Here is a 26,700-nt window from a genome sequence, read left to right as displayed (position 1 = left end):
GTAAAGCTGATGGAGATGAGTCAATACCTGGAAATATTTATAGAAGAAAGCAAAGAAAACCTTCAGGCGTGCAATGAACAGCTGCTGGCACTGGAGAAGCATCCGAATGATCTTTCGATTGTCAATGAGATCTTCCGCGCAGCTCATACACTTAAGGGAATGGCTGCAACGATGGGGTACGACGATCTAGCGAATCTCACTCATAAGATGGAAAACGTCCTGGACGGAATCAGGAACGGTGTGCTGGCCGTGACACCCGGGATTTTGGATGTCGTGTTTCAGGCCGTGGACGATCTGGAAGCAATGGTATTCTCCATTGCCGATGGCGGCGACGGCAAGCGGGATGTGTCAGATGTAGTCCGTTTATTGCAACAGATCGAGAGTGGAGATGCCCCAGGGACAGCAGCGGAACAGGAAGTGGCTGCAACGGCAACGGCCCTTCCCTCACGACTTACATATGAAGCGTACGAACAGACCGTGATCGAGGAAGCGATCGAACAAGGCTTCAAATGCTTTGAAATCTCGGTTTCCCTTAGGGAAGACTGCCTCCTGAAGGCCGCGCGTGTATATATGGTATTCGAACTCCTTGAGAAAGACGGGGAAGTAATCAAGTCGGATCCTCCAGTAGATCAGCTGGAAGAAGAACGGTTTGATCGGGATTTCACGGTTTCGATCCTTACAATGGAATCGGCTGAAAGCATGGCCGGTAAAGTAGAGAGCGTTTCCGAGATTGACCGGGTGAGCATTTCTCCTATTGAGACGGGAACCTTCCGCAGTTCAGAAGACACCTTCACGGAGCCTTCTCCTGAGAAAATTCAGCACGAGATTGTGGAGGAGTCAACTCCCCGGTTGAAGGAAGAGAATGCAGAAAACGTGAAGAAGGCTGCCCCTTCCTCAAAGACCATCAGGGTCAACATCGACAGGCTCGATATTCTGATGAATCTATTCGAGGAACTGGTCATCGACCGGGGAAGACTTGAGGAGATTTCCAAACAATTCGATAATCCGGAACTGAATGAAACGGTTGAACGGATGACCAGGATCTCAGGCGACTTGCAATCCATCATCCTGAACATGAGGATGGTACCGGTGGAGACGGTATTCAACCGATTCCCCCGTATGGTACGTCAGCTCGCCAAGGATCTAGACAAGCAGATCGAACTGGAAATCGAAGGGGCTGAGACGGAGCTGGACCGCACCGTCATCGATGAAATCGGTGACCCGCTCGTCCACTTGATCCGGAATGCCATTGATCACGGCATCGAGACCCCGGAAGTCAGAACGAAGCACGGAAAAGAGCCTTTTGGAACAGTCAAACTGAAAGCCTATCATAGCGGCAACCATGTGTTCATCGAACTGGAAGACGACGGGGCAGGAATCAATAAAGAAAAAGTCCTTCAAAAAGCCATTGATAAAGGCATTGTCTCCTCGGATCAGGCTCTGACGCTTTCTGACCGACAAATCTATGAGCTGATCCTTTCGTCAGGATTCTCAACAGCGGAAAAGCTATCGGATATTTCCGGGCGTGGAGTAGGATTGGATGTTGTGAGATCTACGATCGAATCGCTTGGAGGTTCCATCACGATTGATTCGACTGTCGGAGAGGGATCAAGATTTTCGATCCAGTTGCCCCTTACACTGTCCATCATCGCCGTCATGCTCGTCGATGTGAAGTCCGAAAAATATGCCATTCCTCTGTCGTCCATAATCGAAACGGCCATCATCAAAAAGGAAGATGTCCTCCACGCGCACAATCAAAAGGTGATCGATTTCAGGGGCAAGGTCGTTCCGCTACTTTTCCTGGAAGAAGTATTCGAAGTCCCTTCTGAAGGGGATGAAGCCGATCAATATTCGATCGTACTCGTGCGAAAAGGCGAGAAGACGGCGGCACTGGTCGTCGATTCATTCATCGGGCAGCAGGAGGTCGTCCTGAAATCCCTTGGACATTATCTCAACGATATCTTCGCGATTTCCGGTGCCACCATTCTCGGAGATGGGCAAGTGGCTTTGATTATCGATTGCAACGCATTAATCCATTAAGGAGGTCTGCTCTATGACCGAGGTCATGACAGAACAAACCAAACTGATCGTGTTTCAGCTTCATGATAAGGAATATGCTTTGGAAGTGGAAAATGTCCGCTCCATTGAAAAGTTGGAGCACATCACCCGGGTACCGAAAACACCGGAATATGTAAAGGGCGTCATCAATCTCAGGGGTGTAGTGACACCCATCGTCGACCTACGGGTGCGCTTCGGCCTTTCATCCGTTCAGGACACGGAACATACACGCGTCATCATGGTCATTCTCGAGGACAAGGAAGTGGGGCTCATCGTCGATGCTGCAAACGACGTCCTCGATGTCCGCACAGAAGATATCGAAGACTCACCTGACGTGGCCGGTGTTCAGGAAGCGGATTATGTGGCGGGGGTTGTCAAATTGGATAAGAGGCTCTTGATCCTCCTTCACCTGGATAAGGTCCTACAGGCACTTTGACGTGGAATACAACAACATTACAACAGGGCATCTGGACGTACTGAAGGAGATAGGGAATATCGGGGCGGGCCATGCAGCAACCTCCCTATCTTCCCTGCTTGATAAGAAGATCGATATGAAGGTTCCTGCAGTCGACATGGTGTCTTTTGATGAAATGACGGAGCTTGCGGGCGGGGCTGAAACGATTGTTGTCGGAATCTTTTTAAGGATCCAGGGAGAGGTAACGGGCAATATGTTCTTCCTTCTTCCTCTTGAACAGGCCACCCGCTATGTTCAAATCATGTTGAAGGACCCCTCCTATACATTCCAGAAACCGCCTTATGAAGATATCGCCCTTTCTGCCATCCAGGAGCTCGGCAACATTGTAGCGGGCGCATATCTGTCTTCCCTATCCGACTTCACGGGATTATCGATCCATCCTTCTGTGCCGGCCGTTTCGGTCGACATGGCAGGTGCCATGGTCGGGTACGGTCTTCTCGAGATATCGAGGGTCGGTGATCATGCCCTCGTCATCGATACAGCCCTTAATGAAGAAGGGACAAAGGGCATCAAAGGGAACTTCTACCTTATTCTTGATCCTGAATCCTTCTCCATCGTTTTCAACTCGTTGGGAGTCGACGCGTGATGGGGACGGATTCGGTCGTCAAAGTAGGGATTGCCGAAATGAAACTCGTCAGGGGGACAGGTTCGATCCGAACGACCGGGCTCGGGTCCTGTGTCGGTCTTGTCCTTTATGATGGACGGATCCATTTGGCGGGTATGGCCCACGTCATGCTTCCGGACTCATCCTTCACAAAAGAAACGACAGTCAATCCCGGCAAATATGCAGATCTGGCCATACCGGGTCTCGTAGACCTCATGAATCGACATGGTGCGGATCCTTCAAGACTCGTCTGCAAAATGGCAGGCGGAGCTCAGATGTTCCAGGCGGCATCTGGGAGCGATATCATGCGAATCGGCCCGAGGAACGTGGAAGCAGTCAAAGAACAGCTGGACAGACTGAATATCAGAATCATCGCTGAAGACCTCGGGGGCAATAAAGGAAGAACCATTGAATTTTTCCCTGAAACCGGAATGTTGCAAGTGAGGACGGTGTATGAAGGAACAAAGGAAATGTGAGGACCAGGACGGGTCCTTGGAAAGGAGGGGTAATATGTCCCGACAACCTGATCGGAACGAAGAACAACCATACTGGGATAGATGGATCCACAACCGAGATACAGAGGCAGGGGATATGCTCGTCAAGAAATATATGCCCCTTGTTTCATATCATGTTCAACGAATTTCAGTCGGCCTCCCGAAAAACGTTTCAAGAGAAGATATCAAAAGCCTTGGTCTTATGGGGCTATTGGATGCACTGCAAAAATTCGATCCCACGAGAGATCTCAAGTTCGATACATATGCCTCTTTCAGGGTCAGGGGAGCCATCCTCGATGGCCTCAGGAAAGAAGACTGGCTCCCTCGGTCCACAAGGGATAAGGCCAAGAAGATCGAAGCCAGGACAGTGGAACTCGAGCAATCCCTTTTACGCCATGTGACACCGGAAGAAGTCGCCGCGTCCCTTGAAATGACGACAGATGAAGTCTATCAGGCAGCCAATGAGCATTTCTTTGCAAATGTCCTATCCATGGATGAACAGCTCTCGGCGGATGAAAGTGAATCTTCCTCCTTCTCTCTTAAGGATGAACGGGTCTTTTCACCGGAGGAAGCGACCGTCAAACAAGAAAACATGGAAGAGCTTGAAAAAATGATTCTAAAACTATCAGAGAAAGAGCAGCTCGTGCTAAGCTTGTTTTACAAGGAAGAATTGACCTTGACGGAAATCGGTCATGTTATGAATTTATCCACATCGAGAATCTCGCAGATCCATTCAAAGGCCATTTTCAAGTTGAGGAATTTCCTGAAACCTGAAGCAGGGGGATGATAGGATGACTCTCAAGGCGATCGAACTTCAGGTGGCGCTCCCGAGGACATTCGAAGCAGGGAAAGTGACGGAACAAGCGCAGCAGCTCGGTCAGTCAATCAATCATGGCGCATCCCTCGGGATGCAAAAGGAGACATATAAGCACCGCCATACGGTCAATCGTACGAAAGGAAAGGCTATCTTGGCACGCAGCGGGAAAGATCCCCTTTCGGATGATGGGAAACGGGAAGGGCATCATCCGTTCAAAGGAAAAGCGATCGATTACAGTGGATGATGGAAAGACTGTTCCGGAGGAGACCGGGGCAGTTTTTCCTTGTAGTGCCATTATGGAAGTGGAAAATGAAGAATGATAACAGGGAGATCCATTTATGATGTTTTTAATTGTACTATCAATCTTATTGAATCTCGTGGCCCTCTTTGCCATCATCCTCCTATATGTCAGGCAGAACCGCCTCCTCGCCCTCGACAGCCAGCAAAAGAGAAGGGTGACAGAAATGGAGGAACTCATGTCTGCCTATATGGCGGAATTGAAGGAGGAGAATGATACCTTTCTGCGTTCCTTGGCAAATGATGTGCCGGCTGATGTGGAGAGTGTGACAGAGCCCCCATCCATGGTTCGAAAAAAGGCAATGGACGCTTATCAGTCGGCCCCGTCAATTGACCCGACGGATCAATCCGATGCAGCGGAACCCGATATAGTGAGGATGTACCGCGCGGGTGTTTCAATAGATGAAATCGCACGGGCCTCTGGCGTAGGAAAGACGGAAGTGGAGCTTTTCCTGAAGTTCAACAGGGATACCGAATAATTTTCTCCTAAAATCGCATCAAGCCCTTGATTGGATAAAAGAGGTATGCTATAGTATTCATGGTGTGATTACACACGTTTCCTGATTGAGGCAGATGGTGCTATTTTTAATAGTTTCTGCTCCAAGATGATGGAGACGGAGGATAAAAACAAAAACCATTAGGAGGAACCACACATGTCAGTCATTTCAATGAAACAATTGCTTGAAGCTGGTGTACACTTCGGACACCAAACTCGCCGTTGGAACCCTAAGATGAAGAGATACATCTTCACAGAGCGTAACGGCATCTACATCATCGACCTTCAAAAAACCGTTAAAAAGGTTGAAGAAGCGTACAACTTCGTGAAAGAACTAGCTGGTAACGGCGGTAAAGTTCTTTTCGTAGGAACAAAAAAACAAGCGCAAGAATCTGTTAAAGATGAAGCAGAGCGCGCTGGTATGTACTACATCAACCAACGTTGGTTGGGTGGAACACTTACTAACTTCGAAACAATCCAAAAACGTATTTCACGTCTTAAGCAAATCGAAAAGATGGAAGAAGACGGTACGTTCGAAGTACTACCTAAGAAAGAAGTAGTACAACTGAAAAAAGAACACGAACGTCTTGTGAAATTCCTAGGCGGAATCAAAGATATGAACACGCTGCCTGATGCACTATTCATCATCGATCCTCGTAAAGAGCGTATCGCTGTTGCGGAAGCACGCAAGCTTAACATCCCTATCGTAGGTATCGTTGATACAAACTGTGATCCGGATGAAATCGATGTTGTCATCCCTGCGAATGATGACGCGATCCGTGCGGTTAAGCTTCTTACAGGAAAAATGGCAGATGCCATCCTTGAAGCGAAACAAGGTGAAGAAGCAGCTGTAGCAGCTGAGTAATGATGAAAAGGTGATAAGAGGGCTTACCCTTATCACCTTTTTTTAAAGAGGAATCAGACTATCTTTTATGGTAGTTCACTGCAGGGAAACCTGCGATAGATAATTTAAGGAGGAAACCCACTATGGCAATTACTGCACAAATGGTTAAAGAACTTCGTGAAAAAACCGGCGCTGGAATGATGGACTGTAAAAAAGCGCTAACAGAAACTGGCGGAGATATGGAAAAAGCAATCGACTTCCTACGTGAAAAAGGAATCGCGAAAGCAGCTAAAAAAGCTGACCGTATCGCAGCTGAAGGTACAACGTTCATCGCAAGCGAAGGAAACACGGCAATCATCCTCGAAGTGAATGCTGAAACAGATTTCGTTGCGAAAAACGAAAACTTCCAAAACCTTGTTAAAGAACTGTCTGCTCACCTATTGGCTACCAAGCCTGCTTCCGTTGAAGAAGCAATGGATCAAAAAATGGAAAACGGTTCAGTTGTTAGTGAGTTCATCAATGCGGCAATCGCGAAAATCGGAGAGAAAATCACTCTTCGTCGCTTCGAAATCCGCACCAAAGATGACAATGCAGCGTTCGGTGAGTACCTCCACATGGGTGGACGCATCGCTGTTCTTGCTGTAGTGGAAGGTACGACTGATGCTGCTGTAGCAAAAGACGTTGCTATGCATGCTGCGGCTCTTAACCCTAAATACGTTTCACGTGATCAAGTGTCTGCTGAAGAAGTGGCGCATGAGCGTGAAGTTCTTAAACAACAAGCACTTAACGAAGGCAAACCTGAAAACATCGTTGAAAAAATGGTGGAAGGTCGCCTAAGCAAGTACTTCGAAGATATCTGTATCCTTGACCAGCCTTTCGTTAAGAATCCAGATCAAAAAGTACGTCAATTCCTTGAATCTCACAAAGCGACCCTTACAGACTTCATCCGCTATGAAGTAGGGGAAGGCCTTGAGAAACGTCAAGAAAACTTCGCTGAAGAAGTTATGAGCCAAGTGAAGAAATAATTAACCGATTCGCTGTAGGGAACACATCGTGTGTTCCCTATTTTTCAAGAAAAATCTTATTTACATACGGAGGTTCCCATGAGCGTTCCAAAATATAAACGTGTCGTGCTTAAATTAAGTGGAGAAGCCCTAGCCGGTGAAGACGGCTTCGGCATCAACCCGTCCGTGATCAAAAACGTGGCGGAAGATGTAAAGGAAATTGCCGAACTCGGTGTGGAAGTCGCAGTCGTCGTTGGCGGCGGAAACATCTGGAGAGGCAAAATCGGCAGTGAGATGGGTATGGACCGGGCATCTGCCGACTATATGGGGATGCTCGCAACGGTTATGAACTCATTGGCCCTTCAGGACAGCCTGGAGCAGGTCGGTGTCGAAACGAGGGTTCAGACTTCCATCGATATGCGTCAAGTAGCCGAACCATACATCAGAAGAAGGGCGATCCGCCACCTGGAGAAGAAGAGGGTAGTCATCTTTGCAGCCGGTACCGGTAACCCTTACTTCTCAACAGATACTACAGCGGCTCTACGTGCTGCAGAAATCGAAGCAGAAGTCATCCTGATGGCGAAGAACAATGTGGACGGCGTCTATTCCGCCGATCCGATGAAGGATGCCAATGCCGTGAAATATGACAAGCTTTCATATCTTGATGTGTTGAAGGAAGGTTTGGCAGTCATGGATTCAACTGCTTCATCCCTATGTATGGACAATGATATACCGCTTATTGTATTCTCTATTATGGAAGATGGAAACATCAAAAAAGCCGTAACAGGCGAAAATATCGGTACAATCGTAAGGGGGAAAGAATAATGGCAGAAGCAATCATTTCAAACGCAAAAGAAAGAATGACTAAAGCAATCCAAACGTATTCACGTGAACTGGCGACAATCCGGGCGGGACGCGCGAACGCATCCCTTCTTGATAAGATCACCGTTGATTATTATGGTGCGCCTACACCGGTGAACCAACTGGCAGGTATCTCGATTCCTGAGGCCCGTATGCTTGTCATCCAACCTTATGATAAAACAGCATTGGGCGATATCGAGAAAGCGATCCTCAAATCCGATCTCGGCATCACCCCGAATAGCGACGGGAATATCCTCCGCATCATCATTCCAGCTTTGACCGAAGAACGTCGTAAAGAACTGGTCAAACGCGTGAAAAAAGAAGCGGAAGATGCGAAAGTGGCCATCCGTAACATTCGCCGTGATGCAAACGAAGAACTGAAGAAACAGGAAAAAGCGGGCGAGATCACGGAAGATGATCTTCGTAGCTACTCTGAAGATGTACAGAAGGCAACGGATGAGAGCATTGTGAAGATTGATGGAATTGCAAAAGATAAAGAGCAGGAAATGCTAGAAGTATAATGCAAGAGTACCGCCGACCTCAAAGCGAAACCCGCTTGGTCGGCTTTTTTTACACTACATAATGATCGATCACCCACCGGCTTCCCTTGGATCTTTTCCCTTGAAAAATATCTGAACAGGATTGGCAGGGAATGGTATAATCGAATTTCATGGAGATATCTTTTGTGATTTTTGTTATGATAGTAGAGGTAAATATTTTTAGGATTGTTGGTGGAGGATTTTTATGCTAAACAAGCTTAAGCAATGGAAGCGGCAGCAAGGTTCAGAAGACTATGATGAACGGTATAGGGAGTTGAAGAATCACCCGATCCCGGAACATATCGCCATCATCATGGATGGTAACGGGAGATGGGCCAAGAAACGGGCCATGCCCAGAGTTGCCGGCCATCATGAAGGAATGAAATGTGTAAGGAGGGTGACCAGGCTGGCGAATGAGCTCGGCGTGGGCACTTTGACTTTATATGCTTTCTCGACAGAAAACTGGAAGCGTCCGAAAATGGAAGTGGAATTCCTGATGAAACTTCCCGAAGAATTTCTTGGAACATTCCTTCCGGAGTTAATCGAGGAAAATGTACAGGTGAAGATGATGGGTGCGACTGACGCAATCCCTGAACACACGAAGCGGGCTGTACAGAAAGCAATTGAAGAGACTAAAGAGAATGACGGCCTTATCTTGAACTTCGCTTTGAATTATGGAAGCAGATCTGAAATCCTCGATGGGGTGAAGCATGTCTTAAATGATGTAAGAAGTGGAATACTGGATGAAGAACAACTGACAGAAGAGGTGTTTTCCACTTATTTAATGACAAAGAACCTCAAGGATCCCGATCTGCTCATACGGACAAGCGGAGAAATACGTTTGAGTAATTTTATGCTTTGGCAGCTCGCTTATACTGAATTCTGGTTCACGGATGTATTGTGGCCAGACTTCGGCAAGGAAGAGCTTGTGGAAGCCATTGAGGCCTATCAGGGCCGCTCAAGGAGATTCGGCGGGTTACAAAGCGAGGAGTCCTAATGAAACAGCGAATTATTACAGCGGTCGTCGCAGCGGCGATCTTCTTGCCGATCATCTTGGTTGGTAAGATACCATTCATCATCCTGATGTATGCCATTGCATCCATCAGTCTCTATGAAGCACTTAAAATGAGGGGCCACGGGATCATGACGATACCAGGTTTATTATCCCTTGCCCTCCTATGGATCTTTTTGATCCCGAATGAAACCATCGATGTCATTGCGGACTTCGGATACTCCAAAATGGAGTTTGCGTTCATTGCCGTATTATTACTGCTTGTCTATACGGTGATCACGAAGAATCGCTTCACCTATGACGACGTCGGTTTTCACTTATTAAGTCTATTATATGTAGGAATCGGATATTTCTATTTCATCGAGATCCGCATGCTGTCAAATGGCGCACAGCTTATCTTCTATGCCCTGTTCATCATCTGGGCTACGGATTCCGGAGCCTACTTTATCGGAAGGGCCATGGGGAAGAAAAAGCTATGGCCGCATATTTCTCCGAATAAAACGGTGGAAGGATTCATCGGCGGGATCGTGTCGGCTGTCATCGTCGGGGTCATCATCACATTTTTCACCGACCTTGGCATCTCGATGCCGAAGCTGATCATCAGCACGGCGATACTCTCCATATTCGGTCAAATGGGAGATCTGGTGGAATCTGCCCTTAAAAGGCATTACGGCGTCAAGGATTCCGGTAATCTCCTTCCGGGACACGGGGGCATGCTCGATCGTTTCGACAGCCTGTTATTCGTCCTCCCACTGCTGCATTTTCTATTATAAAGATAAAGAGAGCAACATATCTGTAAGGAGTGGAGTCATTGAAGAGTATTAGTTTAATGGGGGCCACCGGTTCCATCGGGATCCAGACACTCGATGTCATCCGGCAGCACCCTGAAGAGTTCCGTCTTTCGGCCGTATCAGCTGGCCGGAACATGGACAAGACAAGGGACATCATCCGTGAGTTCAAACCGTCGCTTGTCTCTGTCCAACTGAAAGAGGATGCAGAGAAACTCCGTGCAGAATACGGCGATATCACCATCCTCCATGGAGAAGATGGGCTGATCGAGACGGCGTGCTTCCAGGATGCTGATGTCCTGGTCAATGCGGTACTCGGTAGCGTAGGCCTACATCCGACTTTGAAGGCCATTGAAGCCGATAAGACGATTGCCATCGCCAATAAGGAAACCCTCGTAACAGCAGGGCACCTGGTCATGGAAGCGGCTGTGAAGAAGGGCGTACATCTTCTTCCTGTCGACAGCGAACACTCTGCGATCTTTCAGGCGCTTCAAGGGGAACATACAAAAAATATCGAAAAACTGATCATTACCGCTTCCGGAGGGAGCTTCCGTGATAAATCAAGGGATGAGCTTGTCGGCGTGACGGTAGACGATGCGCTGAATCATCCGAACTGGTCCATGGGGGCGAAGATCACCATTGATTCGGCAACCATGATGAACAAAGGTCTTGAAGTCATCGAAGCCCACTGGTTGTTTGATTTGCCGTATGATCAGATCGACGTCGTGCTGCACCGTGAAAGCATCATTCATTCCATGGTTCAGTTCCACGATTCATCGGTCATGGCCCAACTGGGCACACCGGATATGAGGGTACCTATCCAATATGCCCTCACGTATCCAGACAGGATGCCTCACCCAAATGGGAAGAGATTGAACCTTGTGGAAATCGGGAAGCTTCACTTCGAAGAGATGGATACGGATCGGTTCAAATGCCTTGGATTTGCCTATGCAGCCGGCAGAGAAGGAGGCAGCATGCCGACTGTGCTGAATGCAGCAAACGAAGCAGCGGTCGCGCTCTTCCTAAAAGGGGCGATTTCATTCCTGCAAATCGATGACTTCGTCGAGCGGGCATTGAATGGCCACGTCACGATCCAAAGGCCGGATCTCGGAACGATCCATGAGATCGACCGGAACACGAGGAAACTGGTCGATTCCTGGGTGTAAAGGGTATGTTTTCCCGCGATGATACGTATGATGATAATGTACAACCCTTCATTTACATTTAAATCTGTGCAGTTTAACAGGTTGCAAAGGTGGTTATTTACATGCAAACAGTCATAGCCTTTATCGTGATCTTCGGGGCATTGGTTTTTTTCCATGAGTTGGGGCATCTGATTTTTGCCAAGCGTGCAGGGATTCTTTGCCGGGAGTTTGCCATCGGGTTTGGTCCAAAGGTGTTCTCATTCAAAAAAAATGAAACCGTCTATACGATCCGCCTGCTTCCATTGGGAGGATTCGTCCGAATGGCTGGAGAAGATCCAGAAATGGTCGAACTGAAGGCAGGACACCGGATCGGTCTTCTGTTTGATCAGGATGAAAAAGCTTCCAAGATCGTATTGAACAATAAGGACCGCTATCCGAACATCCGCGTCATTGAAGTGGAAACGGCGGATCTTGAAAGAGAGCTGATCATCAAGGGGTATGAAGATGATGAAGAAGAATTAAAGACATTCCCGATTGCACGGAACGCTGTCATCGTCGAAGACGGTACAGAGTCACTGATAGCACCATGGGATCGTCAATTCGGGTCGAAATCACTGCCGAAGAGGGCTATGGCCATCTTCGCAGGTCCACTGTTCAACTTCATTCTGGCTTTCTTCATTTTCATTCTGGTGGGGTTCCTGCAAGGGGTACCGACCAATGATCCCGTACTTGGTGATCTGACGGATGATGGTGCAGCGAAAGGATCTGGCCTTCAAAAAGGCGATGTGGTCCTGAGCATCGACGACAGTGAAATCTCCACGTGGGAAGATATTGTCGGTGTGATCCAGAAGCACCCCGGCGATGAACTCGTCTTCACCGTCGAAAGAGGAGGGGCGACACAGGATATCTCTGTTACGCCTGAGCCTCAAAAGGTAGAAGGGGAAGAAGAAATCGGTAAGATCGGCGTGCACAACCCGATGGAAAAATCACCGTTGAAGGTCGTTTCTTCCAGTGCGGAGCAAACCTATGAAATGGGCAAGCTCATCTTCGTTCTCTTAGGCAAACTCGTGACGGGTGAATTCTCCATCGATGCCCTCAGCGGACCGGTCGGGATCTATCAATCCACCGATGTCGTCGCACAGTCAGGTATCTATGACCTGATGAGATGGGCAGCCATACTCAGCATCAACCTTGGAATCATGAACCTCCTGCCGATTCCAGCCCTGGACGGAGGAAGACTCCTGTTCTTCGCAGTTGAAGCCCTGAGGGGGAAACCGGTGGACCGCAAGATGGAAGGAATGGTCCATTTTGTAGGGTTCGCGCTCCTCATGGTCCTGATGCTCGTCGTCACATGGAATGATATACAACGATTCTTTATACAGAATTAGCATGATTGGCAGTTTCATCCAATTGGGTGATGCTGCCTCTTGCATTGCTCGGAGAAAATCGAGTACATATGAATGAACAATAAAAATATTATGGTAACTGAGGTGCTCAGAATGAAACAATCACAAACATTGATCCCGACCTTGAGGGAAGTTCCGGCCGATGCAGAAGTCAAAAGTCATCAGCTTCTCCTGCGAGCGGGATATATGAGGCAAAATGCGAGCGGAATCTATAGCTACCTGCCACTCGGAACGAAAGTACTGAAGAAGGTAGAAGCCATCATCCGCGAGGAGCTTGAAGCAGCGGGTGCAGCAGAATTACTGATGCCGGCCTTGCAGCCTTCTGAACTTTGGAAGGAATCTGGACGCTGGGGGACATATGGGCCTGAACTGATGAGGATGAATGACCGGCATGACCGCGAGTTCGCACTGGGAGCAACCCATGAAGAAATGATCACGAGCCTGATCAGGGATGAAATAAAATCGTATAAACGATTGCCTTTGACACTCTACCAGATCCAAACGAAATACCGTGATGAGAAGCGTCCACGATTCGGCCTTCTGCGCGGAAGGGAATTCATCATGAAAGATGCCTACTCCTTCCACTCTTCACAGGAGAGTCTCGATGAAACCTATGACCGACTCTACCAGGCCTATTCGAATATCTTCACACGTTGTGGATTGGACTTCAGGGCCGTTATCGCAGATTCAGGGGCCATGGGTGGGAAGGATACCCATGAATTCATGGTCCTTTCAGAAATCGGGGAAGACACGATCGCTTATTCCGATACATCCGATTTCGCTGCCAATATTGAAATGGCGGAAGTCGCTGATACGTATGAGCTTTCACATGAAGACATGCTGGATCTTGAAAAGGTTTCAACGCCTGATACGAAGACCATCGAAGATGTTTGCACGGTGTTTGATAAGCAACCGAAAGAGTGCATCAAAAGCCTTCTGTTCAAGGCGGATGAAGAGTATGTGCTCGTCCTTGTGCGCGGTGACCATGAAATAAACGACATCAAACTGAAGAACCTTCTCGGTGCTGATCAAGTCGAGCTTGCCACCGCTGAAGAAACGGTGAGCGTACTCGGTAGTGAAGTAGGTTCCGTCGGTCCTTTCTCCATCCCTGCTGAAGTGAAAATCATGGCCGATCAGGCTGTTAAATACGTTCGCAATGGTGCAGCGGGTGCCAATGAAACAGGATTCCATTTCATCAATGTGAATGTGGAAAGAGATGTGGAGGCCATCAGCTTCGCAGACCTGCGCTTCATTCAAGAAGGAGACCCGTCACCAGACGGCAAGGGAACGATCCAATTCGCAAGGGGGATCGAAGTCGGGCATGTCTTCAAGCTTGGAACCAAGTATTCCGACAGCATGGGCAGCACCTATCTCGATGAAAACGGCCGTTCACAGTCCATTATCATGGGTTGCTATGGCATCGGGGTTTCAAGGACGGTTGCAGCGGTTGCTGAACAGTTCAATGATGACAGAGGCCTAGTATGGCCAACGAATCTCGCGCCGTATGACGCCCATGTGATTCCGGTCAATATGAAAGATGATGCCCAGAGACAGCTGGCTGAAGAATTATACGGTGCGCTTAAGCAAGCAAGATTTGATGTCCTCATGGATGACCGAGCAGAGCGCCCAGGCGTGAAATTCGCCGATTCTGATCTGATCGGCCTTCCGTACCGCATCACGGTCGGCAAGAAGGCTGCTGAAGGAATCATTGAATTGAAAGTCAGGAAAACAGGTGATATGCTTGAAGTTCATAAAGATGAATTAGTGAAAACACTTCAAGAACTTTCTGAAACGAATTAAAGGGATGAAGGGCTTGACTCCAGTGGTTGTACCTCTGCCGTCGGCCCTTTTCCTCTGAGGATATAGAAACGCATTAAAGGGGGAGTGAGAGAAATGGAAGAGAGATCCCTGAGCAAAAAAGAACGATTTCAAGTGCTACTATCCCAGCTTGGGATGACAGGTGATGATGTGGTTCAGTACTTCAACAATGCTGAAATTGAAAAATTGTCCGTTTATAGAAAAGAGAAAAAATGGCATTTTCATTTCGCGCTGGATCAGATCATCCCATGCAAGGTGATGAACCAATTTTCAAATGCTCTGAGGTCTTCGTTCAAGCATATCGCCCAGGTGGGATTTTCGGTAAAGGTCCTCAACACGGAAGCGACCGAACAGCACATCCTGGATTATTGGACAGAATGCATCAAAGAAGTACAGGGCATATCACCGCCTCTGCTGAAGATCCTCAATACGCAGAAGCCGAAGATACAGGGCAATAAAATCGTCGTGCAGGCTTCCAATGATACAGAGGCGACACAGCTGAAGAAAAAATATAGCGACATCATCTGTTCTGCATTCGAACAGTTCGGATTTCCCCGCCTCATGCTGGATGCCGAGGTAGGACAGGCTGAGGCTCAAAATAGTGATTACGAGAAATTCCTTGAAGAAAAGCTCAAGGAAGACCAAGAACGGGCCAAACAGGCACTCATCGAAATGGAGAAGGCTGAGAAAGAAGAGGCCGCAGGGATTCCAAGCGGACCCTTCATGCTCGGGTTGTCGATCAAGGACGACGCAGAGTTCAGGAAAATCGAAGACATCCTCGATGAAGAGAGGCGCATTGCCGTCGAAGGCTATGTATTCGACTGTGAAACGCGTGAGCTGAGAAGTGGCCGTACGCTCCTCACATTCAAGGTGACGGATTACTCTAGCTCGATCCTCGTGAAGATGTTCTCCCGTGACAAAGATGATGCAGCCATCATGAATACGATGAAGAAGGGGATGTGGGTCCGCTGCAGGGGAAGCATCCAAAATGATACATTCGTCCGCGACCTCGTCATGATCGCCAATGATGTAAATGAAATCAAGCCGGTACTGAGACTCGATACGGCACCTGAAGACAAGAAGAGGGTGGAGCTCCACATGCATACCCCGATGAGTCAGATGGATGCTGTATCATCCGTCAGTTCCCTTGTGTCACAAGCAAAGAAATGGGGGCATAAAGCGGTTGCCATCACCGATCATGCCGTAGCACAATCTTTCCCGGAAGCGTTCAGTGCGAGCAAGAAGAATGATATCAAGGTCCTGTATGGCATCGAAGCGAATCTAGTCGATGACGGGGTGCCCATCGCCTATAATGACAGGGACCGTATGCTGGAAGACAGCACCTATATTGTATTCGATGTGGAAACCACGGGTCTTTCCGCGGTATACGATACCATTATCGAACTCGCAGCCGTAAAGATCAGGGACGGGGAAGTGATTGATAAGTTTGAGCGCTTTGCAAATCCCCATCACCCCCTTTCCGCAACAACGATCGACCTGACGGGTATCACCGACGATATGGTGAGGGATGCACCTGAGATCAATGATGTGCTGAAGGAATTCCATACCTGGGTGGAGGATGATATCCTTGTTGCCCATAATGCATCATTCGATATGGGGTTCTTGAATGCAGGATACAAGAAAGCGGGTCTTCCCAAAGCGGCCAATCCAGTGATCGATACGCTGGAGCTTGCACGGCTTCTTTACCCTCAATTCAAAAATCACCGCTTGAATACCCTTGCGAAGAAGTTCGATGTCGAACTCACCCAGCATCACAGGGCGATCTATGATGCGGAAGCCACTGGGTACCTCCTTCTCAAAATGCTGAAGGATGCATCTGAGAAGGGAATCATGAATCACAACCAATTCAATGATTACATGGGGAAAGGGGACGCCTATAAACGTTCAAGGCCATACCACTGTACCCTGATTGCCCAAACGGAAGAAGGGCTTAAGAACCTGTTCAAGCTCGTATCGATCTCCCATATGCATTATTTCTTCCGGGTACCGCGCATCCCGCGGTCACAGCTCCAGAAACACCGTGCCGGCATCCTGGTCGGATCGGGCTGCGATAAAGGGGAAGTGTTCGAAGGAATGATGCAAAAAGGAATCGAAGAAGTGCTTGAAACAGCTGAATTCTACGATTACCTCGAGGTTCACCCGAAAGAAGTGTATCAGCACCTGATCGAACTGGATCTCGTGCAGAGCACGAAAAACCTGGAGGATATCATCAAGAATATCGTCGATCTCGGAGAACAGATCAATAAGCCCGTTGTGGCGACAGGTAACGTGCATTATCTGAATGAAACCGACAAGATTTATCGGAAAATCCTTGTGAGCTCCCAAGGAGGGGCGAATCCCCTCAATCGCCATGAGCTCCCCGATGTGCATTTCCGCACCACGAATGAAATGCTGGATGCCTTCTCCTTCCTAGGAAAAGAGAAGGCCGAGGAGATCGTGGTCGAGAACTCCAACAAGATCGCCGACATGATCGACTCGATCAAACCGATCAAAGATGACCTTTTCACCCCTAAGATCGAAGGGGCAGATGAGGAGATGCGTCGCATGAGCTATGAGATGGCCAAGAGCATTTATGGGGAAGACCTTCCTGAAATCGTCGAAGCTCGCCTTGAAAAAGAGTTGAAAAGCATCATCGGCCATGGGTTCGCCGTCATCTATCTCATTTCTGCCAAACTCGTTAAGAAGTCACTGGAGGATGGATATCTTGTTGGATCCCGTGGATCCGTCGGCTCATCATTCGTCGCCACGATGACAGAGATCACAGAAGTGAATCCACTGCCGCCGCATTATGTGTGTCCGTCCTGCAAAAAATCGGAGTTCTTCGATGACGGGTCCGTTGGTTCGGGCTTCGATCTGCCGAATAAGGATTGTCCGGATTGTGCGATCCCATTCAAAAAAGATGGCCACGATATCCCATTCGAGACATTCCTCGGATTCAAGGGGGACAAGGTTCCCGATATCGATTTGAACTTCTCGGGAGAATACCAGCCTAAAGCCCATGATTACACGAAGGTGCTTTTCGGAGAAGACAACGTATATCGTGCGGGGACGATTGGTACAGTAGCCGAGAAAACAGCCTATGGATATGTCAAAGGGTATGCCGGTGACAACAATCTGCAGATCCGCGGGGCAGAGGTCGATCGCCTCGTCAGCGGGTGTACAGGCGTGAAGCGGACTACCGGGCAGCATCCTGGGGGGATCATCGTTGTCCCGGATTATATGGACATCTATGATTTCTCGCCGATTCAGTTCCCGGCGGATGCGAGTGATTCGGAGTGGCGTACCACTCACTTCGATTTCCATTCCATCCATGATAATCTCCTTAAGCTCGATATCCTAGGACACGATGATCCAACGGTGATCAGGATGCTTCAGGACCTATCGGGCATTGATCCCAAGACGATCCCGACGGATGATCCTGAAGTAATGAAGATATTCAGCGGCACCGAGTCCCTCGGGGTGACCGAGGAGCAGATCATGTGTAAAACGGGTACTTTGGGGATTCCCGAGTTCGGTACAAGATTCGTCCGGCAGATGCTTGAAGATACGAAGCCGACAACATTCTCTGAACTTGTCCAGATTTCCGGACTTTCCCACGGGACCGATGTATGGCTAGGGAATGCACAGGAATTGATCCATAATAAAATATGCAATCTGAGTGAGGTTATCGGTTGCCGGGATGATATCATGGTCTACCTCATCTATCAGGGTCTCGATCCTTCATTGGCATTCAAGATCATGGAGTTCGTCCGTAAAGGAAAAGGGCTCCAGGATGAATGGGTGGATGAAATGAAGAATAACGGTGTCCCTGACTGGTATATCGACTCCTGCCTGAAGATCAAGTACATGTTCCCGAAAGCCCATGCTGCCGCATACGTTCTGATGGCAGTAAGGATTGCGTACTTCAAAGTCCACCATGCCCTTCTGTACTATGCCGCCTACTTCACCGTTCGTGCAGAGGACTTCGACATCGAAGCCATGGTGAGGGGCTCGCAGGCAGTACGGGCTAAGATCGAAGAGATCAATGCCAAAGGACTGGATGCCTCACCGAAAGAGAAGAACACCCTCACCGTCCTTGAACTCGCCCTTGAGATGTGTGAAAGGGGCTACCAATTCCAGAAGGTGGATCTATACCGCTCGGAGGCAGCCGAATTCGTCATCGACGGCGACACCCTCATCCCGCCATTCAATGCGATACCGGGGCTGGGGACAAATGCCGCCCTCAATATCGTGAAGGCGAGGGAAAATGGAGAATTCCTCTCCAAAGAGGATCTGCAGCAAAGGGGCCGGGTATCCAAGACCATCATCGAATATCTGGATAATCACGGATGCCTGGAGTCCTTGCCGGAGAAAAACCAGCTGTCCTTGTTCTGACCAGGATGAAACGGAATTTTATTTGCATAAAAATATCGGTTATGGTATATTTTTATTGGAAATACTAAGGATAGCTCTAACGTCGAAGAGTGGGGTCGCACCCCACTCTTTCGTTATTACTTGGAGATTTTTTCTATCTTTTATAGTCTTGGTGCAAGATTTTTCATATAGACCAGGAGGTAAGTATGAGTAAAATTACAACACTTGTAGAAGAACTTGTCACACCCATATTGGATGATCTTTCTCTGGAACTGATCGATATGGAATACGTGAAAGAGGGATCAAACTGGTTCCTCCGCATTTTTATCGATAAGGACAGCGGTGTTGATATCGAGGAATGCGGAATCGTCAGCGAACGCCTCAGCGAGAAGCTGGATGAGCTCGATCCGATCCAGCACAATTATTTCCTGGAGGTCTCCTCACCGGGAGCAGAGCGCCCTCTCAAAAAAGAGAAGGACTTTGAAAAGTCCATCGGAAAGAATGTATACGTGAAACTATATGAACCGATGGATGGAGAAAAAGCATTCGAAGGTTTGCTGTTATCATATACGCCCGAGAAGCTAGAACTTGAACTGACGATCAAAACGCGTAAGAAGAAGGTTGAAATACCGATGGATAAAGTGGCGGCTGCAAGGCTTGCCGTAACCTTTTCCTAACTGAACAACCGCAAAATAAAGGGGGATAAAACCGTCATGAGCACGCAGCTATTAGATGCTCTAACTGTATTAGAGAAAGAAAAAGGCATTGCGAGAGATGTGATCATCGAAGCGATCGAAGCCGCTCTTGTATCGGCCTACAAAAGGAACTTCAATCAGGCACAGAACGTAAGGGTGGACTTGAACCTGGACACAGGTACCATGAGGGTCTTCGCCCGCAAGGAAGTCGTGGATGAAGTATTCGATTCCCGTCTTGAGATCTCCGTGCCGGATGCAACAGACATCAATCCAAGCTATGAAGTAGGGGATGTGGTGGAGCTTGAGGTCACTCCGAAGGATTTCGGACGGATCGCAGCCCAGACGGCCAAACAGGTTGTCACACAGCGCGTACGCGAGGCAGAGCGCGGCATCATTTACTCTGAGTTCGTAGATCGTGAAGAAGATATTATGACAGGCATCGTCCAGCGTCAGGATAACCGCTTCATCTATGTGGCTCTTGGTAAAATCGAAGCGTTGCTTCCAGTAAGCGAACAGATGCCAAATGAGACTTACAAGCCCCATGACCGCATCAAAGTCTTCATCACCAAGGTCGAGAAGACGACAAAGGGTCCACAGATCTTTGTTTCCCGCACTCACCCTGGTCTCTTGAAACGCCTCTTCGAAATCGAAGTTCCTGAAATCTTCGACGGTACGGTCGAAATCAAATCCGTTGCACGCGAAGCCGGTGATCGTTCCAAGATCTCCGTTCACGCCGAAAATGGGGAAATCGATCCGGTCGGTGCCTGTGTCGGAACAAAGGGTGCAAGGGTTCAGGCCATCGTCAACGAACTCAAAGGGGAGAAGATCGATATCGTGCAATGGTCCGAAGATCCTGTCACGTTCGTTGCGAACGCATTGAGTCCCTCCAAGGTACTTGATGTACAGGTGAATGAGGAAGAGAAGTCCACACGCGTCATCGTGCCGGATTATCAGCTTTCCCTCGCCATCGGGAAGCGCGGTCAAAATGCACGTCTTGCCGCCAAGCTCACAAACTGGAAAATCGATATCAAAAGTGAAACAGATGCCAGGGAACTTGGTCTCTATCCCCGCGAGGAGTCCTTCCTCCCAGAGGAAGAAGAGTACGACGCGGATGAGCCTTTGAATATTGATTTCAACGATCAAGATTAAGAGGTGGACACATGAGTACCAATAAGAAGATCCCGCTCCGCAAATGCGTAGCGACCGGTGAAATGAAACCGAAGAAGGACATGATCCGTATCGTCCGATCCAAAGAGGGGGAGGTATCCGTCGACCCGACCGGTAAGAAGTCCGGGCGCGGCGCCTATCTTTCAAAAGATCGGGAGATCATTTTGCAAGCGAAGAAGAAGAATACTTTAGCCAATCAACTTCAAGCGAAGATAGATGATTCATTGTATGATGAATTAATACGTCTTGTAGAAAAGGAGTAACATTTAGCGTATGGAACAGAATCGTTGGATGTCCCTTTTAGGATTGGCCAATCGGGCACGTAAGACCGTATCCGGTGAAGAACTGGTGATCAGGGAAGTCCGCAGTGGGCGGACGAAGCTTGTGATCCTGGCCCGGGATGCTTCCGAGAACACCCGAAAGAAAGTGACGGATAAATGTACCTACTATAAGGTCCCGGTCCGGTTCGCCCCGGATCGATCCCTTCTTGGCCAGGCCATAGGGAAGGATCAGCGGGTGGTCGTCGCCGTCATGGAAGCGGGGTTTGCCGGCAAGCTTTCCGAAATGCTCGATGAATCTCAGTGGGGGTGAACATATGAGCAAGATCCGTGTATATGAATATGCGAAAAAACATAATGTTTCAAGTAAAAACGTGATCGACAAATTAAAGGAATTGAATATTGAGGTATCAAATCATATGGCAACTTTAGAAGACGGTACAATCAAAAAACTAGATAAAACGTACGAAGGCAAGAAGCCTGCAGCAGGCAGCAAAGATCAGAAACCTGCAGCCCAGTCTGGCCAAGGCGACAGCAAAAAGCCTGCTCCGGCTCAGAAAAACAACAAAGGACCACAGAACCGCGGCAACAACAATAATAAAAAAGGTCCGAACAATTTCAACCGCAATAACAAGAATAATAACAACCGAAATAAACAGAATCGCAACACGAAGCCTGCTCCACAGCAACAGCCTGTGAAGAAAAAAGAGCTTCCTGCCAAAATTACCTTCACGGATTCCCTGACGGTAGCAGAGCTTGCGAAAAAGCTTTATAAAGAGCCTTCCGAAATCATCAAAAAACTCTTCATGCTCGGAGTCATGGCTACGATCAACCAGGAGCTTGACAAAGATTCCATCGAATTGATCGCCGGTGAGTACGGAGTGGAAGTCGAAGAGGAAATCAGGATCGATGCAACGGATCTTGAAGTCTACTTCACAGAGGATGATGCAGAGCAGGTTCAGGAACGTCCTTCGGTCGTGACCATCATGGGACACGTTGACCACGGGAAAACGACGCTCCTTGACTCCATCCGTAATACGAAGGTGACGGCAGGAGAAGCTGGTGGGATCACCCAGCATATCGGTGCGTATCAAGTGGAAGTGGAAGGCAAGAAAATCACATTCCTGGATACCCCTGGACACGCAGCCTTTACAACGATGCGTGCACGTGGTGCCAAAGTGACCGATATCGCCATCATCGTAGTAGCTGCCGACGATGGCGTCATGCCACAGACGGTCGAAGCGATCAACCATGCGAAAGCCGCTGAAGTTCCGATTATCATTGCCGTAAACAAAATGGATAAGGAAGCAGCTAATCCTGACCGCGTCATGCAGGAACTTACAGAGTATGAACTGGTTCCGGAAGCGTGGGGTGGGGATACGATCTTCGTTCCGCTATCCGCACTGTCTGGAGAAGGGATCGACAACCTTCTTGAAATGATCATCCTTGTGACCGAGGTGGAGGAGCTTAAAGCAAATCCTAAACGCCTTGCCCTTGGTACGGTCATCGAAGCCCAGTTGGATAAAGGACGCGGCTCCGTCGCGACACTTCTCGTACAGAATGGAACGCTTAAAGTCGGGGACCCTATCGTAGTAGGGAACACGTATGGCCGCGTTCGTGCCATGGTCAACGATCTCGGACGCCGTGTGAAGGATGCAGGCCCATCTGCGCCTGTCGAAATCACCGGTCTGAACGATGTACCTCAAGCAGGGGACCGCTTCGTCGTATTCGAAGACGAGAAGACGGCCCGTTCAGTTGGTGAGGCGCGTGCAACACAGGCCCTTCAGGCACAGCGCGGCGAAAAATCCAAAGTCAGCCTGGAAACCCTGTTTGAACAAATGAAACAAGGGGAAATGAAAGATTTGAACCTTGTTCTTAAAGCAGATGTTCAAGGATCTGTTGAAGCCCTTGCAGCATCCCTCCTTAAAATCGAGGTGGAAGGTGTCAATATCCGCATCATCCATACCGGTGTTGGAGCCATCAATGAGTCTGATATCACACTTGCTTCAGCTTCCAATGCCATCGTCATCGGGTTCAACGTCCGTCCGGATGTGAATGCTAAACGTACGGCCGAAGCAGAGGGTGTTGAAATTCGTCTTCACCGTATCATCTACAAAGTGATGGAAGAAATCGAAGCAGCCATGAAAGGGATGCTCGATCCTGAATTTGAAGAGAAAATCATCGGTCAGGCAGAAGTGCGTCAAACCTTCAAAGTATCCAAAGTGGGTACAATTGCAGGAAGCTATGTAACAGAAGGGAAGATTTCCCGTGACAGCGGCGTGCGTCTGATCCGTGATGGAATTGTCATCTTCGAAGGGGAGCTTGATGCACTCAAGCGTTTCAAAGATGATGCGAAGGAAGTAGCTCGTGGATATGAGTGTGGGATTACCATCAAAAACTTCAATGATGTAAAAGAAGGCGACGTCATCGAAGCCTTCGTCATGGAGGAAATCTCCCGTTCATGATCACCTGCGCCGAATTCGAATGCATGATCCATGGAGCAGGGTCGCTCAAGGAAAAGCGAGCGGTCCTGCAGAGGATCATGACCAGGCTCAAGCAAAAGTATAATGTCTCCGTTGCTGAAGTGGGGCATCAGGATGCGTGGCAGAGGACGTCCCTTGCCATCGTCTCTGTGGCTTCCACGAAAGCAGCCAGTCAAAAGGAAGTGGACAGGGCCCTTGCCTTTGTCGATTCCTTCCCTGAGTGGGAGAGACTGCATACAACAATCGAATCATTGTAGCACCAGTGATTCATCATAATCCGTTTTTTGAGGTGATAGTATGAGCCATCGTGCTAATCGAGTTGGCGAACAAATGAAAAAAGAGCTGGGTGATATCATCGGGCGTAAGATCAAAGATCCGCGCATCGGGTTTGTGACGGTCACGGATGTTCAAGTAACCGGGGACCTTCAGCAGGCCAAAGTGTATATTACCGTCCTTGGTGGTGAAGCTCAAAGGGAAGATACCTTGAAAGGTCTTGCCAAAGCAAAAGGCTTCATCCGTTCCGAAGTGGGACAAAGGATCCGGCTCCGGAAGACGCCAGAGATCATTTTTGAGTTCGACGAATCGATCGACTACGGCAATCATATCGAATCCCTGTTGAAAAGCGTTCAAGACGAACCAGGAGATTCAACGAATACCGATAAGTAATGCATGGGGCTGATCCAAATCGGATCAGCCCTTTCATTTTCCCTATGAAGGAGTTGAAGGAACATGAATGGCATCTTGCCTTTATGGAAGGAACGAGGGATGACGTCGCATGATTGTGTGTTCAAGCTAAGGAAGCTGCTGCGTACCAAAAAGGTGGGGCATACGGGGACGCTTGATCCCGAAGTCGATGGTGTCCTCCCCATCTGTATCGGAAGGGCGACCAAGGTTGCAGAATACATCACGGATTCAGGTAAGGAATATGTGGGAGAAGTGACGCTTGGCTTCTCTACGACAACGGAGGATGCGACCGGTGAAAAGGTGGAAGAAATCCCGGTGGACAGGAGCATCAGCCGCAGGGAAGTAGAAGGGGTCCTCAGCGCCATGACGGGGGTCATCCGCCAGACGCCACCCATGTTCTCGGCGATCAAGGTGAACGGTAAGCGTCTCTACGAATACGCCAGGCAGGGGATTGAAGTGGAAAGACCATCGCGTGAAGTGACGATCCACCATTTCGAGATCATCGGCGAATGGGATACCCTCGAGGGTGAGCATCCATCATTCACGTTCAAGGTAGGGTGTTCAAAAGGGACCTATGTACGGACGCTTGCCGTCGAAATCGGGCAGCGGCTGGGCTACCCATCGCATATGTCATCCCTTACCCGTACAAGATCGGCATCCTTTGTCAAAGAGGACTGCATGAGTCTTGCCCAGGTAGAAGAAGCCCTGCGAACAAGCACACCGGAAGAGCTGTTAATCCCTCTTGAACACGGGCTTTCTCATTTGCCGAAATGGGTGATAAATGATACATTAGCATTGAAAGTAAAGAACGGGGCACGCTTGGAAGAACCGGCTGAATGGCCGCAAGAGGAACAGGTGATGATGGTGCATGAAGGAAAAGCGATCGCCATCTATCAGCGTCATCCGTCCAAGGATGGAATCATCAAGCCTGTCAAAGTCCTGTTCAATGACTAATGAAAAAGGTGAACTGCTGTGAAAGTGATAACACTACATCATCCCCCAACGTTCGATGAGCTGAACCTTCCGCCGCTCGTGGTGGCACTCGGTTATTTCGATGGGGTTCACCGGGGGCATCGACAGGTCATCACGACGGCCGTCGAAAAGGCAGGGGAGCTAGGGGCTTCTAGTGCAGTCATGACGTTCGATCCCCACCCCTCCGTCGTCCTTGGCCATAAACGGAAGCACATTAAATACATTACTCCCATGGAAGACAAGATTGAGCAGATCGAAGGATTGGGCGTGGACTATCTGTTTGTCGTCCGGTTCACCTCCGAGTTCGCCGATCTCACCCCGCAGGAATTCGTGGACCTGTATCTGATCGGGATGAATGCCATCCACGTAGTGGCCGGCTTCGATTATTCCTACGGCCGCCTCGGCAAAGGATCGATGGACAGCCTTCCGTTCCATTCCCGGGATCAATTCGGCTCTACGGTAGTGAATAAGCTGAGTGAATCCGATACGAAGGTAAGCTCGACCCTGATCCGTCATTCACTCGATGAAGGAGCCATCGGTGAAGTGAATAAACTTCTCGGAAGGCCCTACACGATGAGGGGGATGGTCGTCCACGGGGAAAAGCGCGGAAGGAAGATCGGGTTCCCCACGGCGAATATCGACCTGGCCGATGACTATCTCACACCTAAGGTGGGCGTATACGCCGTCAAGATGAAGATCAAAGGCCGGTGGTATGACGGAGTGTGCAACATCGGGTACAAACCTACGTTCAAAAATCCCGATGAATACAGTCTTTCGATTGAAACCCACGTGTTCGATTTCGACTCTTCCATTTACGGGGAAGAAATTTATCTTCAGTGGCATAAGTGGATCAGGGATGAGAAGAAGTTCAATGGAATTGAGGAATTGATCGCCCAGATCCAGAAAGATAAGGAATCAGCCATTGCTTATTTTAAGGGAATTTAAGATTGCCCTTGATTTTTGACTGGAATAGTAGTATTCTTAAAAGCGTATGAAATGAACCTTTGCTTGGCACATCGATTCACCAACGACTGCTGGGTAACAGGGGATTTGAAAGAAATGAATGGAGGTGAAAAGGATGGCTATCACTAAAGAGCGTAAAAACGAACTAATCAGTGAGTACAAAACACATGAGAACGATACTGGATCTCCAGAAGTTCAAATTGCTGTCCTAACAGAAGAAATCAACAACCTGAACGAGCACTTGCGCGTTCACAAGAAGGACCACCACTCTCGTCGCGGTCTTCTTAAAATGGTAGGTCACCGTCGTAATCTTCTATCTTACCTACGTAAGAAAGATGTACAACGCTACCGTGAGTTAATCACAAAACTTGGTTTACGTCGATAATCAGACAAAAGGAAGCGGGAATTTTTCCCGCTTTTTCTTTA

27 protein-coding genes are annotated in these 26,700 nt (G+C 48.7%); all 27 read left to right on the top strand.

The window, feature by feature from the left end; genetic code table 11:
• Positions 1 to 9 precede the first annotated feature (9 nt).
• The 27 genes from ACNA6I_RS07065 to rpsO all read left to right on the top strand — a co-directional run bounded on the left by ACNA6I_RS07065 (position 10) and on the right by rpsO (position 26,659).
• Positions 10 to 2,040 carry a chemotaxis protein CheA gene (locus ACNA6I_RS07065; RefSeq protein ID WP_251527095.1) on the top strand — a complete coding sequence of 677 codons (2,031 nt, stop codon included), beginning with the start codon at positions 10 to 12 and terminating at the stop codon, positions 2,038 to 2,040.
• 13 nt (positions 2,041 to 2,053) lie between these two features.
• Entirely contained in the window at positions 2,054 to 2,494 is a 441-nt protein-coding gene (locus ACNA6I_RS07060; RefSeq protein WP_048004034.1) for a chemotaxis protein CheW, read from the top strand.
• Position 2,495: 1 nt separating this feature from the next.
• Positions 2,496 to 3,119 carry a chemotaxis protein CheC gene (locus tag ACNA6I_RS07055; protein ID WP_048004033.1) on the top strand — a complete coding sequence of 208 codons (624 nt, stop codon included), beginning with the start codon at positions 2,496 to 2,498 and terminating at the stop codon, positions 3,117 to 3,119.
• A complete protein-coding gene (locus ACNA6I_RS07050; RefSeq protein WP_048004032.1) occupies positions 3,119 to 3,613 on the top strand; it encodes a chemotaxis protein CheD in 495 nt (164 codons plus the stop codon). The genes ACNA6I_RS07055 and ACNA6I_RS07050 overlap by 1 nt, the downstream gene beginning before the upstream one ends.
• Before the next feature lie 34 nt (positions 3,614 to 3,647).
• Complete coding sequence (locus tag ACNA6I_RS07045) at positions 3,648 to 4,418, top strand: FliA/WhiG family RNA polymerase sigma factor (RefSeq protein ID WP_048004031.1); 771 nt, start codon at positions 3,648 to 3,650, stop codon at positions 4,416 to 4,418.
• 4 nt (positions 4,419 to 4,422) lie between these two features.
• Positions 4,423 to 4,692: a hypothetical protein gene (locus tag ACNA6I_RS07040; RefSeq protein WP_048004030.1), complete on the top strand. Its 270-nt coding sequence runs from the start codon at positions 4,423 to 4,425 to the stop codon at positions 4,690 to 4,692.
• 94 nt (positions 4,693 to 4,786) lie between these two features.
• Positions 4,787 to 5,224, top strand: coding sequence for a DUF6115 domain-containing protein (locus ACNA6I_RS07035; protein WP_048013088.1), 438 nt, complete (start codon positions 4,787 to 4,789; stop codon positions 5,222 to 5,224).
• Positions 5,225 to 5,398: 174 nt separating this feature from the next.
• The gene (gene rpsB, locus ACNA6I_RS07030; protein ID WP_048004028.1) at positions 5,399 to 6,106 is read left to right on the top strand and encodes a 30S ribosomal protein S2; all 708 of its coding nucleotides are present in this window, start codon (positions 5,399 to 5,401) and stop codon (positions 6,104 to 6,106) included.
• Positions 6,107 to 6,228: 122 nt separating this feature from the next.
• The gene (gene tsf, locus ACNA6I_RS07025; RefSeq protein WP_048004027.1) at positions 6,229 to 7,110 is read left to right on the top strand and encodes a translation elongation factor Ts; all 882 of its coding nucleotides are present in this window, start codon (positions 6,229 to 6,231) and stop codon (positions 7,108 to 7,110) included.
• Between the two features lie 78 nt (positions 7,111 to 7,188).
• A complete protein-coding gene (gene pyrH, locus ACNA6I_RS07020; protein ID WP_048004026.1) occupies positions 7,189 to 7,914 on the top strand; it encodes a UMP kinase in 726 nt (241 codons plus the stop codon).
• Positions 7,914 to 8,471 (top strand): ribosome recycling factor, encoded by a 558-nt coding sequence (gene frr, locus ACNA6I_RS07015; RefSeq protein ID WP_048004025.1) that lies wholly within the window; start codon positions 7,914 to 7,916, stop codon positions 8,469 to 8,471. Before pyrH ends, frr begins: the two co-directional genes overlap by 1 nt.
• Before the next feature lie 223 nt (positions 8,472 to 8,694).
• Positions 8,695 to 9,486, top strand: coding sequence for an isoprenyl transferase (locus ACNA6I_RS07010; protein ID WP_048013089.1), 792 nt, complete (start codon positions 8,695 to 8,697; stop codon positions 9,484 to 9,486).
• Positions 9,486 to 10,274 carry a phosphatidate cytidylyltransferase gene (locus tag ACNA6I_RS07005; RefSeq protein ID WP_048004023.1) on the top strand — a complete coding sequence of 263 codons (789 nt, stop codon included), beginning with the start codon at positions 9,486 to 9,488 and terminating at the stop codon, positions 10,272 to 10,274. The genes ACNA6I_RS07010 and ACNA6I_RS07005 overlap by 1 nt, the downstream gene beginning before the upstream one ends.
• Before the next feature lie 38 nt (positions 10,275 to 10,312).
• The gene (gene dxr, locus ACNA6I_RS07000; RefSeq protein WP_416313107.1) at positions 10,313 to 11,455 is read left to right on the top strand and encodes a 1-deoxy-D-xylulose-5-phosphate reductoisomerase; all 1,143 of its coding nucleotides are present in this window, start codon (positions 10,313 to 10,315) and stop codon (positions 11,453 to 11,455) included.
• 101 nt (positions 11,456 to 11,556) lie between these two features.
• Positions 11,557 to 12,822 (top strand): RIP metalloprotease RseP, encoded by a 1,266-nt coding sequence (gene rseP, locus ACNA6I_RS06995; RefSeq protein ID WP_370297172.1) that lies wholly within the window; start codon positions 11,557 to 11,559, stop codon positions 12,820 to 12,822.
• Between the two features lie 111 nt (positions 12,823 to 12,933).
• A complete protein-coding gene (locus tag ACNA6I_RS06990) occupies positions 12,934 to 14,640 on the top strand; it encodes a proline--tRNA ligase (RefSeq protein ID WP_048013091.1) in 1,707 nt (568 codons plus the stop codon).
• A 93-nt stretch (positions 14,641 to 14,733) separates the two neighbouring features.
• Positions 14,734 to 19,053, top strand: coding sequence for a PolC-type DNA polymerase III (locus ACNA6I_RS06985; RefSeq protein WP_416313106.1), 4,320 nt, complete (start codon positions 14,734 to 14,736; stop codon positions 19,051 to 19,053).
• Between the two features lie 185 nt (positions 19,054 to 19,238).
• The gene (rimP, locus tag ACNA6I_RS06980; RefSeq protein WP_048004018.1) at positions 19,239 to 19,709 is read left to right on the top strand and encodes a ribosome maturation factor RimP; all 471 of its coding nucleotides are present in this window, start codon (positions 19,239 to 19,241) and stop codon (positions 19,707 to 19,709) included.
• Positions 19,710 to 19,745: 36 nt separating this feature from the next.
• Positions 19,746 to 20,876: a transcription termination factor NusA gene (gene nusA / locus ACNA6I_RS06975; RefSeq protein WP_048004017.1), complete on the top strand. Its 1,131-nt coding sequence runs from the start codon at positions 19,746 to 19,748 to the stop codon at positions 20,874 to 20,876.
• Positions 20,877 to 20,887: 11 nt separating this feature from the next.
• Entirely contained in the window at positions 20,888 to 21,157 is a 270-nt protein-coding gene (rnpM, locus tag ACNA6I_RS06970) for an RNase P modulator RnpM (RefSeq protein ID WP_048004016.1), read from the top strand.
• A 10-nt stretch (positions 21,158 to 21,167) separates the two neighbouring features.
• Entirely contained in the window at positions 21,168 to 21,485 is a 318-nt protein-coding gene (locus tag ACNA6I_RS06965; RefSeq protein ID WP_048004015.1) for a YlxQ family RNA-binding protein, read from the top strand.
• 4 nt (positions 21,486 to 21,489) lie between these two features.
• On the top strand, positions 21,490 to 23,637 hold the full coding sequence (infB, locus tag ACNA6I_RS06960) for a translation initiation factor IF-2 (RefSeq protein ID WP_048013093.1): 2,148 nt from the start codon (positions 21,490 to 21,492) through the stop codon (positions 23,635 to 23,637).
• Complete coding sequence (locus tag ACNA6I_RS06955; RefSeq protein ID WP_048004013.1) at positions 23,634 to 23,912, top strand: DUF503 domain-containing protein; 279 nt, start codon at positions 23,634 to 23,636, stop codon at positions 23,910 to 23,912. The genes infB and ACNA6I_RS06955 overlap by 4 nt, the downstream gene beginning before the upstream one ends.
• 40 nt (positions 23,913 to 23,952) lie before the next feature.
• Entirely contained in the window at positions 23,953 to 24,321 is a 369-nt protein-coding gene (gene rbfA / locus ACNA6I_RS06950; RefSeq protein WP_048004012.1) for a 30S ribosome-binding factor RbfA, read from the top strand.
• Between the two features lie 63 nt (positions 24,322 to 24,384).
• The gene (truB, locus tag ACNA6I_RS06945) at positions 24,385 to 25,293 is read left to right on the top strand and encodes a tRNA pseudouridine(55) synthase TruB (RefSeq protein ID WP_048004011.1); all 909 of its coding nucleotides are present in this window, start codon (positions 24,385 to 24,387) and stop codon (positions 25,291 to 25,293) included.
• 18 nt (positions 25,294 to 25,311) lie between these two features.
• A complete protein-coding gene (gene ribF, locus ACNA6I_RS06940) occupies positions 25,312 to 26,256 on the top strand; it encodes a bifunctional riboflavin kinase/FAD synthetase (protein ID WP_159129621.1) in 945 nt (314 codons plus the stop codon).
• A 133-nt stretch (positions 26,257 to 26,389) separates the two neighbouring features.
• Complete coding sequence (rpsO, locus tag ACNA6I_RS06935; protein WP_048004009.1) at positions 26,390 to 26,659, top strand: 30S ribosomal protein S15; 270 nt, start codon at positions 26,390 to 26,392, stop codon at positions 26,657 to 26,659.
• Positions 26,660 to 26,700: the final 41 nt, after the last annotated feature.

It is taken from the genome of Rossellomorea sp. FS2, assembly GCF_047915635.1.
GTDB classification, from domain to species: domain Bacteria; phylum Bacillota; class Bacilli; order Bacillales; family Bacillaceae_B; genus Rossellomorea; species Rossellomorea marisflavi_A.
The sequence above is the reverse complement of the archived record's forward strand: the minus strand, read 5'-3'. Positions and strand labels throughout refer to the sequence as shown.